Origin of the sequence: Geodermatophilus sp. CPCC 205761 (assembly GCF_051383655.1) — a bacterium.
Classification (GTDB): domain Bacteria; phylum Actinomycetota; class Actinomycetes; order Mycobacteriales; family Geodermatophilaceae; genus Geodermatophilus.
Map to the genome: position 1 here is coordinate 21,005 of NZ_JALPKQ010000054.1, position 10,086 is coordinate 31,090.

12 protein-coding genes are annotated in these 10,086 nt (G+C 73.3%); 9 read left to right on the plus strand and 3 right to left on the minus strand.

The features are described from left to right. The first annotated feature begins 86 nt into the window (after positions 1-86). From MY526_RS23315 to MY526_RS23335, 5 genes are all read left to right on the plus strand, one after another. Positions 87-698 carry a helix-turn-helix domain-containing protein gene (locus MY526_RS23315; RefSeq protein WP_436693954.1) on the plus strand — a complete coding sequence of 204 codons (612 nt, stop codon included), beginning with the start codon at positions 87-89 and terminating at the stop codon, positions 696-698. A 68-nt stretch (positions 699-766) separates the two neighbouring features. Continuing rightward, positions 767-958 carry a hypothetical protein gene (locus MY526_RS23320; RefSeq protein WP_436693953.1) on the plus strand — a complete coding sequence of 64 codons (192 nt, stop codon included), beginning with the start codon at positions 767-769 and terminating at the stop codon, positions 956-958. Positions 959-999: 41 nt separating this feature from the next. Then, entirely contained in the window at positions 1,000-2,340 is a 1,341-nt protein-coding gene (locus MY526_RS23325; RefSeq protein WP_436693952.1) for an MFS transporter, read from the plus strand. Between the two features lie 48 nt (positions 2,341-2,388). Beyond that, the gene (locus tag MY526_RS23330; RefSeq protein ID WP_436693951.1) at positions 2,389-2,973 is read left to right on the plus strand and encodes a helix-turn-helix domain-containing protein; all 585 of its coding nucleotides are present in this window, start codon (positions 2,389-2,391) and stop codon (positions 2,971-2,973) included. Beyond that, positions 2,970-4,250 carry an MFS transporter gene (locus MY526_RS23335; RefSeq protein WP_436705179.1) on the plus strand — a complete coding sequence of 427 codons (1,281 nt, stop codon included), beginning with the start codon at positions 2,970-2,972 and terminating at the stop codon, positions 4,248-4,250. The genes MY526_RS23330 and MY526_RS23335 overlap by 4 nt, the downstream gene beginning before the upstream one ends. 15 nt (positions 4,251-4,265) lie before the next feature. Here the strand turns inward: MY526_RS23335 and MY526_RS23340 are convergent, their stop codons facing one another. Further along, entirely contained in the window at positions 4,266-5,624 is a 1,359-nt protein-coding gene (locus tag MY526_RS23340) for an ammonium transporter (RefSeq protein WP_436693949.1), read from the minus strand. A 169-nt stretch (positions 5,625-5,793) separates the two neighbouring features. Here MY526_RS23340 and MY526_RS23345 point away from each other — a divergent pair, with 169 nt between their 5' ends. From MY526_RS23345 to MY526_RS23355, 3 genes are all read left to right on the plus strand, one after another. Continuing rightward, positions 5,794-6,912 carry an NAD-dependent epimerase/dehydratase family protein gene (locus MY526_RS23345; RefSeq protein ID WP_436693948.1) on the plus strand — a complete coding sequence of 373 codons (1,119 nt, stop codon included), beginning with the start codon at positions 5,794-5,796 and terminating at the stop codon, positions 6,910-6,912. A gap of 177 nt (positions 6,913-7,089) precedes the next feature. Beyond that, the gene (locus tag MY526_RS23350; RefSeq protein WP_436693947.1) at positions 7,090-7,686 is read left to right on the plus strand and encodes a dihydrofolate reductase family protein; all 597 of its coding nucleotides are present in this window, start codon (positions 7,090-7,092) and stop codon (positions 7,684-7,686) included. A gap of 156 nt (positions 7,687-7,842) precedes the next feature. Next, positions 7,843-7,968 carry a hypothetical protein gene (locus tag MY526_RS23355; RefSeq protein WP_436693946.1) on the plus strand — a complete coding sequence of 42 codons (126 nt, stop codon included), beginning with the start codon at positions 7,843-7,845 and terminating at the stop codon, positions 7,966-7,968. Positions 7,969-8,178: 210 nt separating this feature from the next. On the opposite strand, the gene MY526_RS23360 is transcribed toward MY526_RS23355, so the two are convergent. Then, positions 8,179-8,367 carry a hypothetical protein gene (locus MY526_RS23360; protein WP_436705180.1) on the minus strand — a complete coding sequence of 63 codons (189 nt, stop codon included), beginning with the start codon at positions 8,365-8,367 and terminating at the stop codon, positions 8,179-8,181. 540 nt (positions 8,368-8,907) lie between these two features. Further along, positions 8,908-9,513, minus strand: a complete 606-nt coding sequence (locus tag MY526_RS23365; RefSeq protein WP_436693944.1) for a dihydrofolate reductase family protein — start codon at positions 9,511-9,513, stop codon at positions 8,908-8,910. Between the two features lie 129 nt (positions 9,514-9,642). Here MY526_RS23365 and MY526_RS23370 point away from each other — a divergent pair, with 129 nt between their 5' ends. Further along, a complete protein-coding gene (locus MY526_RS23370; protein ID WP_436693943.1) occupies positions 9,643-9,795 on the plus strand; it encodes a hypothetical protein in 153 nt (50 codons plus the stop codon). Positions 9,796-10,086 lie beyond the last annotated feature (291 nt).

Here is a 10,086-nt window from a genome sequence, read left to right on the forward strand (position 1 = left end):
GAGGGTGTACGGCGGATGGGTCAACTGCGCGTGACGTTCTCATCAACCCAGGGTTCCGAGCGGCTCACCGGACCTATGCTCCGGCCGTGGAGGTCACCCCTGACGGCGTGCACGACGAGGCGCCGGGCGGACACCTGGAGGGCGTCATCGCCCTCCGCGTGCGCGAGTTCCGGCTGGCCAAGGGCATCTCCCTGGCCGAGCTCGCGCGGCTGACCGGCATGAGCAAGGCGATGCTGTCGAAGATCGAGAACGCACAGACCTCCTGCAGCCTCTCCAGCCTGGCCCGGCTGGCCGAGGGGCTCGCCGTCCCGGTGACCGCGCTGTTCCGCGGCCTGGACGCCGAGCGCGAGGCGGTGTTCACCCCCGCCGGGCACGGCGCGCAGATCGTGCGGCGCGGCAGCAACGTCGGCCACCTCTACCAGCTGCTCGGCTCGCTGCGCGGCGAGCACAAGCGGCTCGAGCCGCTGCTGGTCACGCTCACCGAGGCCAGCGAGGTCTTTCCGCTGTTCCAGCACCCCGGCACCGAGTTCCTGTACGTGCTCGAGGGCGTGATGGTCTACGGGCACGGTGAGGCGCGGTACGAGATGCACGCCGGCGACTCCCTGGTGTTCGACGGGGAGGGGCCGCACGGGCCGGCCGAGCTGGTCGAGCTGCCGATCCGGTTCCTCACCGTCACCGGGTACGGGCACGTCGTCTGAGCCCGCATGAGCAGGCGCTCTCCGGGGCACCCACCTGTCGTCGGAGTCCGACGACGCAGGGAGGCACCATGTCCACGTCCACTCGCCGGCGCTGGCGCACCGCAGCCGTGGGCCTCGCCCTCGCCGCCTCCGGGTTCACCGTCGCCGCGTGCGGTGACGACGTCGTCGACGACGGCGTCGAGCAGGAGGTGGAACAGGGCGTCGACGACGCCGAGCAGGAGCTCGAGGACGCCACCGACGGCGAGGACGACGGCGGCTGACCCCCGCGTGGCCGCGCGCCGCCCCGGGTAGCAGCGCCGCGATGACCACCGACGCCACCACCACCTGGCCGACCCGCGCGCAGCGCCTGGACCGGCTGCCGTTCACCCGCCAGCACGGCCGGCTGGTCGTCGGCTCGGGCCTGGGCTGGGCCCTGGACGCGATGGACGTCGGCCTCATCTCGTTCGTGATGGCCGCGCTCGCCGTCCAGTGGTCGCTCACCCCGACCGAGCTGTCCTGGATCGGCTCCATCGGCTTCGTCGGGATGGCGCTGGGCGCCACGCTGGGCGGCCTGCTCGCCGACCGGATCGGCCGCCGCCAGGTCTTCGCCCTGACCCTGCTGGTGTTCGGGGTGGCCACCGGCGCGGCCGCGCTGTCCTGGTCGGTCGGGGCGCTGCTGGTCTTCCGCTTCCTCATCGGCCTGGGCCTCGGCGCGGAGTTGCCGGTGGCCTCCACCCTGGTCAGCGAGTACGCCCCGGCCCGGGTCCGCGGCCGGGTCGTCGTCCTGCTGGAGGCGTTCTGGGCGGTCGGCTGGCTGCTCGCCGCCCTCATCGGCTACTTCGTGGTCCCCCGCAGCGACGCCGGCTGGCGGTGGGCCCTGGCGCTGGGCGCCGTGCCGGCCCTGTACGCCGTCGTGGTGCGGCGCGGGCTGCCCGAGTCGGTGCGCTTCCTGGAGATGCGCGGCCGCGTGGAGGAGGCCGAGGCGGCGGTGCGGCGCTTCGAGTCCGCCGCCGGCGTGGAGCCGGTGCCGTCCGCGACGCCGGAGCCCACCCGGCCGCCGGGACCGGGAGCGCTGTGGGCGCCGGGCACCCGGCGCCGGACGGCGGCCCTGTGGACCGTCTGGTTCGGCATCAACTTCTCCTACTACGGCGCCTTCATCTGGCTGCCCACGCTGCTGGTGGCGTCCGGGTTCTCGCTGGTGCGCTCGTTCGGCTTCACGCTTCTCATCACGCTCGCGCAGTTGCCCGGCTACGCGGCGGCCGCGGTGCTCATCGAGCGCTGGGGGCGGCGGCCGACGCTCGTGGTCTTCCTCCTCGGCTCCGCCGCCGGCGCCGGGATGTTCGCGCTGGCCGACGGCGACACCGCGGTGCTGGTCACCGGCATGGTGCTGTCGTTCTTCAACCTCGGCGCCTGGGGCGCGGTCTACGCGGTCACCCCGGAGGTCTACCCGACCGCGCTGCGGGGCACCGGCTCCGGCGCGGCCGCCGGCTTCGGCCGGATCGCCTCGATCGCCGCACCGCTGTGCGTGCCGCCGCTGCTGGACGCCGGCGGAAACCCGCTGGTGTTCGGCACGTTCGCCGCCTTCTTCGTGCTGACCGCCCTGGCCTCGTGGGCACTGCCCGAGCACCGCGGCCACACCCTGGAGGAGGTCGGCGCCGACTAGTGCAAAGGTGTCTTTGCAAACAACTCTTTGCACTCTAGTCTCGGCGTCGTGACCGAGGAGGACCCGCCCACCCCGACCGTCGACGTGCACGACCCCCGCACGCTGCGCGCCCTGGCCCACCCGCTGCGCACCTCCCTGCTCGGGGTGCTGCGCGCTGACGGCCCTTCGACCGCCTCCCGGCTCGGCCAGCGGCTCGGGGAGAGCAGCGGCGCCACCAGCTACCACCTGCGCCGGCTCGCCGCGCTGGGGTTCGTCGAGGAGGTGCCCGGCGAGGGCACCGCCCGGGAGCGGTGGTGGCGGGCCCTGCACCGCAGCACCCGGTGGCACACCGAGGACGTCGTCGACCGGCCCGGCGGACGCGAGGTGGTGGAGGAGTTCGTCCACCGGACACTCTCGCAGCACCGCCGGGTGCTGGCCGCGCACGCCGAGCAGCGGGACGACCTCGACGAGGGTCGGCGCGACGCGGCCTCGCTCAACGACTGGGCGCTGCACCTCTCCCCCGCCGGCACCCGCGCACTGGCCGACGAGCTGAACGCCGTCCTGGAGCGGTGGCGGGACACGCGCGAGGAGCCGGGCGAGCCGCTGGTGCACGTGCTGGTCGACCTGCTTCCGCTGCTCGAGTACCCGTCGTGAGCCGGGAGCTGTCGGTCCGGGCCGCCACCCGCCGGTTCGTCGTCCTGACGGGGCTGCGCTGGCTGCCGGTGGGCATCAGCACCCCGGTGACCGTGCTGCTGGCCTCCGACCGCGGGCTGTCCCCGGCCGACATCGGCGTGGCGCTCGCGGTCTACTCCGTCGTCACGCTGGTGCTGGAGCTGCCCACCGGCGGGCTGGCCGACGCGATCGGCCACCGGCCGGTGCTGCTCCTCTCCGGGCTGCTGTCGATCGCCGGGACGCTCACCCTGGTGGTCGCCGACGACGTGCTGCTGTTCGCCGTCGCGTGGGCGCTGCTGGGGGTCGGCCGCGCGCTGGACTCCGGGCCGCTGGAGGCCTGGTACGTCGACGCCGTCCACGCCGCCGCCCCGGGCGCCGACGTCACCCCGGGCCTGTCGAGGGCAGGGGCGGCCGACGGCGCGGGGCTGGCGCTGGGCGCGGTGCTGGGCGGGCTGTTGCCCTCCCTCGCGGGCGGGGCGCTCGCCGCGTCGCTGCTGCTGGCTGCCGGCCTCGGCGCGGTGTCGCTGGCCGGGGTGGCGCTGCTCGTCGTCCCCGTGGGTCCACCGCGGCGCGGCGGGCGCTCGGCGCTGCGGGCCGGGCTCCGGGAGGTGCCCGCGGTCGTCGGCGGCACCTCCCGGCTGGTGGTCCGCGACCGGGTGCTCCGGCGGCTGCTGGCGATCTCCGCACTGACCGGGGCCGTGCTCACCACGCTCGAACTGCTCGGGCCGCTGCACGTCGCCGACCTCGTCGGCAGCCGGACCGAGGGCTCGGCGGCGTTCGGGATCGTCATCGCGGTCTCGTACGGGGCAGGGGCGGTGGGCGCGCTGCTGGCGCCGGCGGCGCGCCGGCTGGCGCGGGGGTCGGCCGCCCGGGCCGCGGCCGGCCTGGCGCTGCTCGGTGCGGTGACCGTGGGCGGTGTGGCGGTCGCGCCGGGCGTCGTCCTGGCGGGGGTGGCGTTCGCCGGCTTCTACCTGCTGCACGCCGCAGCGGTCCCGCTGCTGCAGCAGCTGCTGCACGCCCGGACGACGTCCGGCCAGCGCTCCACGACGATCTCGGCGACGTCGCTGGCGCTCATGCTGGGCGGACTGGCCGGCAGCCTGCTCGTGCCGCGGCTGGCCGAGGCCGCGGGCATCCCGGCCGGGTTCGCGGCGGGCGCGGCGGCGGTGCTGGCGATCGCCGTCCTCTCCCTCGGCCTCCGCCCGCGCGACGACTGCGCCGTGACCACCCCGGGGGCTCCCGAGGCGGTCACGGCGCCGTGATCGGCGGCCCGGACGTCAGCCGGTGGTCGTCTCCGAGCGCGGGGACGGGGCGCCGCCGGCAGCGATCCGCTCGGCCGAGGCGATGACGCTCTCCGGCGTCGTGGTCTGCCCGGGAGCGTGCAGGGCACCCTCGAGGTCGTAGGCGATCTCGGCGTGCTCGGCGAGGTCGATGCCGTTGACCTCGGCCTCCTGCGGCAGCCGCATCCCGATCGTCTTGTGGATCGCCAGGGCGATGAGCAGCGAGACGACGAAGGAGTAGCCGATCACCGCGACCGCGGCGACCGCCTGCACGCCGAGCAGCTCGAGGCCGCCGCCGTACAGCAGGCCGTCGCGGCCGCTGGGCGCCTCGGCGGAGCCGAAGACCCCGACCAGCAGGGTGCCGACGATGCCGCCGGCCAGGTGGACGCCGACGACATCGAGCGAGTCGTCGTAGCCGAACCGGTACTTCAGGGCCACCGCCAGCGGGCAGATCGCGCCGGCGATCGCGCCGACGGCCAGCGCGCCCATCGGGGTGACCGCACCGCAGGCGGGAGTGATGGCGACCAGGCCGGCGATCGCGCCGGACATCCCGCCGAGCACCGTGCCGTGCCCGTCGCGCAGCCGCTCCACCAGCAGCCAGGCGAGGATCGCCGCGCAGGTGGCGTTGAAGGTGTTCAGCATGACCACCGACGCGCTGTTGCCCGCCGCGAGCGCCGAGCCGCCGTTGAACCCGAACCAGCCGAACCACAGGACCCCGGCACCGAGGGCGACCAGCGGGAGGCTGTTGGGCCGGGCCTGCCGGGGCCAGCCGGTGCGCTTGCCGACCACGAGGACGACGGCCAGCGCGGCGACGCCGGCGTTGATGTGCACCGCGGTGCCACCGGCGAAGTCGACCGCGGCGAGCTTGTTGGCGATCCACCCGCCGAGGACGCTGCCGTCGGCGGAGTCGAAGGCGAACACCCAGTGCGCGATCGGGAAGTAGACCAGCGCCGCCCACAGCCCGGCGAACAGCAGCCACGGGCCGAAGCGCACCCGGTCGGCCACCGCGCCGGCGATGAGCGCCGTGGTGATCACCGCGAACAGCGCCTGGAAGACGGCAACCAGTGCCGGGGGCAGCGCGGCGCTCTCGTCACCGGGCACCAGCGAGCCCAGCCCCAGGTACTCGGTGACGTCGCCGAGCAGGCCGGCGCCGCCGTAGGAGTTCCCGAAGACGGCGGAGAAGCCGAAGAACGTCCAGAGCACGCCCACGACGGCGACCGCTCCGAACACCATCATGATCATGTTGAGCACGCCGCGGGAGGAGACCATGCCCCCGTAGAAGAGGGCCAGCCCGGGGATCATCAGGGCGACCGCCATCGTGGCGGCGAGGATGAAAGCAGTGCTTCCGACGTCCATGCGGGACCTCTCGTGTCGTCTACTCGCGGTGTTCGCGGTTGCGTGCGAGTAGACAGTCGCCGGGTTTCCGCCGTGGTCGTCGTCTGTGACGTTCGGGTGACGGCCCGGCCCGCCAGCCCCGATGCCGGGCGCCCGGGTAGGCCGCCGTCCTCCGGGTAGCCGCCCCTGCATGACTGAACTGTCCCGGGACCACCTCCAGGGCCTGACGGTCGCCGTGACCGGTGCGACCGGCAACGTGGGGACGGCGTTGCTGCGCCGGCTCACCGCTCCCGACAGCGGCGTGGCCGAGGTGCGCGGACTGGCCCGGCGCCAGCCGCCCGACGGCGGCCCCTACGACGACGTCCGGTGGCACCTCGCCGATCTCGGCGAGGCCCGCAGCGAGGACGCGCTCACCCGGTTCCTCGACGGCGTCGACGCGGTCGTGCACCTGGCGTGGGCGCTGCAGCCCGGCCGGGAGCCCGAGCGGCTGCACCGGGTCAACGTCGAGGGCACCCGCCGGGTGGCCCGGGCCGCGGTGGCCGCGGGCGTGCGCCACGTCGTGCACATGTCCTCGCTCGGGGCCTACGCCCCCGGGGCCGGGCGGACCGAGGTGGCCGAGGACTGGCCCACCACCGGTATCCCCAGCGCGCAGTACAGCCGCGACAAGTCCCAGGCCGAACAGGTGGTGCGCGACGTCGTCAGCCGCGCCGCGGGGACGACGCTCACCGTCGTGCGCCCGACGCTGGTCCTGCAGCCGGAGGCCAGCAGCGAGATCGGCCGCTACTTCCTCGGCCCGCTGCTCTTCGGCGCGGCCCGCCTGCTGCCCGGGTCGGTCGCCAAGGTGCTGCCCCTGCCGCTGCCGTCGGTCTACGTCTCCTTCATCCACGCCGACGACGTCGCCGACGCCCTCGGGAGGATCCTCGACCGCCGCGCGCCCGGCCCGTTCAACCTCGCCGCCGAGCCGACGATGGACGCGAACGCCATCGCCACGGCGCTGGGCACCGTGCGGGTGCCGGTGCCGGCCGTGGTGCTGCGCACCGCGTTGGCGGCGGCGTTCCACGCCCACCTGGTGCCCACCGAACCCGGCTGGCTGGACATCGGGACGCAGGCACCCGCCCTGGACACGACCCGCGCCCGGCGGCTGCTGGACTGGGCGCCGTTCCACGCCGGCGACGACGTGCTGCGGCAGTTCGTCGCGGCGCTCGGCCGTGGGGAGGGCGCGCCGGGCCCGCTCCTGCACCCGGCCGGCGGAGCGGAGCTCGACCCGGCGGGGGACCCGGCCAACGCTCGCGGCCCGCGGGCCGACTGACCCGTACCGCGGCGGCCGCCGAGGGTCGCTCTGCCGATGCGGCGCGGGCAGCGGTCCCGGATGTCCCCGAGCGGCCTGCGCGGAGCTGCTGGCGGCGATCTCGATGTCGAGATGGTCGGACCAGCTCCGACTCAGTGGTGGAGGGCCCACCCGGGGCCCCGACGGGAGGAGGACCCCGTGCGCACCGTGGTCGTCAGCAACACCGTCTCTCTCGACGGGTCGTTCGAGGGGCCGGGCGGCGACGTCATGGCCCTGAACATGGACGCCGCCTTCGACGCCTACAACCTCGAGCGGATCCGCTCCGCCGGCACCGTGCTGCTCGGCCGGCGCTCGTTCGAGGGCTTCAGCTCCTACTGGCCGCACATCGCCGACGCCCCGCACGACCCCGCCAACCGTGCCCTCAGCGACGACAACCGTGAGCTCAGCCGGCGCTACGACCCGCTTCCGAAGATCGTCATCAGCGACGGGCTCGTCGTGCCGACCGACAACCCGTGGCACGGCGTGACCACCGTCGTCCCGCGCGCCGCCGCGGCCGCCCGGGTCACCGCCGAGAAGCAGCGCGGGACCGGCGACATCCTGGTCTTCGCCAGCCGGACCATGTGGAACGGGCTGCTCGCCCACGGGCTGGTCGACGAGATCCACCTCATGGTGGGGCCCCGGGCGCTCGCCGGCGGCACACCGACCTTCGACCGGCCCACCGACCTGACCTTGCTCGACGCCCGCCGCCCCGCGGGATCCGACAACGTCCTGCTTCGCTACGCCGTCCGTCGGTGAGTCCGCTCGACGGTGCCGAGCGTCGCGCAGCTCGCATCGCCAGTCTCGAAGCGTCCTGAGCCACGCCCATGGTGAGCTGGTGGGGCGTCGCCCTGAGCGGCCCGTTCAGGGACACGAGCGCTCGCCGTGCCCCGCTCGAACCGTCAGGATCCCTGTGTGCTCGGCGTAGTCAGCGTGCCCGAGGGCGATCCAGGCTGGGTCGGCTGGGCACTCGTGTCGATCCTCGTGGGCTGGATGGTCGTCGCTGCTGTCGTCCTCTGGCGCGGTCGCAACAAGCCGTGAGCGGGCTCCCGTCGGCCCACGTGAAGCTGGCCTCACGAAGGTGCCCCTGATCCGGCACCTGTCTCTGAGCGGCGCACGTGGGGACACATCGCGGCGACGTCAGACGGTGGAACACAGCGCCCGCGGTCAGTCGCACCACGTGCGGTGACGCTGCGGCGAGGAGGCCACATCTCCGGTCCGTTACCGGTCAGGCCAGCAGAGCTGCGCGCTTCACACCCAGCTCGAGGGATCGAACGCAGCCAACCGCTCGTCCTGCGTGAGGTCACATCCCGCTGGGCAATCGAACTCCGCCGGCATCCACACCACCGTGGGTCCGGTGATCTCCCGGACCTTCACCCAGCCCACGGCGGCGGAGTCACCGCACTGTGGGCACTTCTCCCAGGTGATCTGATCGCTCACGCGCAAGGCTCCTCTGATCTCGTCCAGGCGGTGGCCCGCCCCTTCGTTGACACCGACCAGCATCACGCTCAGGAGGCAGGACGGCTGTACAAATTCGGACGTTTCCCTGTGCCATATGGGTCACGAGGAGGCCGAGTCCTCCGGCGTCGAATCCGGCTGGGTGGGCGTCCCCGAGGCCGCCTTCGCAGCCAGCTGTCCCAGAGCGGCCCACTATGGACAAGCTTCAGGGCTGAGGAAGTTGCGGGGTCTGAAGCGGCTGGCCGACAGAAGGTAGCGAAGCTCAGGTGCCGCGGAGCGGCTGCATCTGCCGGCTCACGATCAGGACCGATGCGGACGTGCAAGGGGCCGCTGACAGCGCTGTTCGCTCCGAGTCGGGCGCCTTCCGCGAGACAGCTGCCACGATTTCACGCGAGCTCGCGGACGAGACAGGCGCCATCATCGCCGAGCCAGATGGTCAGACGCTGGGCTGTCTCATGACCAAGCCGGTCGGCCGCGGTCTGCACTTCGGGCGGCCGTCCAGACCGGCGGACGGGGGCGACATCACGCAGGGGCGCCGAGCGGCGGGTGCTCGAGCACGCGGGGCTTGTACTCGACCATCTGGATGCGGCCGTCGAAGGTGCGGTGCTCGATCATCTCGAGGGCGACGTCCGGATAGCCGTCGTAGATGCGTTCTGCGCCCGTGGCCCCGGTGATCACCGGGAACATCCCGACCCGGAAGCGGTCGACGAGTCCGGCTCGTAGCAGGGACCGGCACAGGCTGAGGCTGCCGATCGTGCTGAGGAGCCCCGAGCCACTCGACTTCATGGCGCGGACCGCCTCGACGGCGTCACCGCGGACGAGCGTGGAGTTGGCCCACGTCAGTGGCTCCTCGAGTGAGGAGGAGAACACCACCTTGGACGCGCGCGTGAGCTCGTCGACGGACGCCTCTTCTTCGGGCCTGAACTCGTCCTGGCCACTCGGGACATCACCGGCGGCGAAGCCCGACATCAGGCGGTAGGTGTTCGCTCCCATCAGGTAGGTGACCTCGGGCTGTTCGCCGAGCCATGCGAGGTACTCCGGGCCCTCCAGGCCCCAAAAACCGGGCCATCCCTCGCCCGATGCGTAGCCGTCGAGGGAGGTGATGAAATCGACGAGAAGCTCCGACATGGCGGTGTCCTTCCTCGGGTGTCACGAGCGTGGACCGGCCGGGAACCACGAACTCATCGGCCTCGCTGTGGGGTGACGAGGAAACCCATCACGCTGCAACGTCCCGAGTTCCACCAGGTAGATCTCGACATGGAGCAGGTGCTGGTCCGCATCGGCGACGACGAGATCCTGGTGTCGTGGCACCCTCCTGATCGGCCGCAGGATGGCCAGCGTCACGGCGCGGAAGGCAGATGCGTCACCGACAGCGGCGAGGAGACCGAGCCGGAGCTCTCGTCGCCCTGATCGGCGCACTCAGGGACTTCCGCGTCAACATCCACTGGGCGGCTCGTGCCACCCTTGAGACGAACGTCGACACGCGCGCGGCCGCGTCAGTCGGGGGATCGTCGCCGGGGTGGCCAGGGGTACTCGTGTTCGCTTGGGTCGCCGTGTGGGAGCCCATGCCGACGACCGCTGCTGGGTGCCGGAGGCCCGGAATCCGTCCCCGGTGTGGGCGGGACCTCGGCGTTCGGCAGCTGATAGCCGTTGACCCCGTCCGTGCGGGAGCGTCCAGATGACGTTTCCGCAGAGGACGGG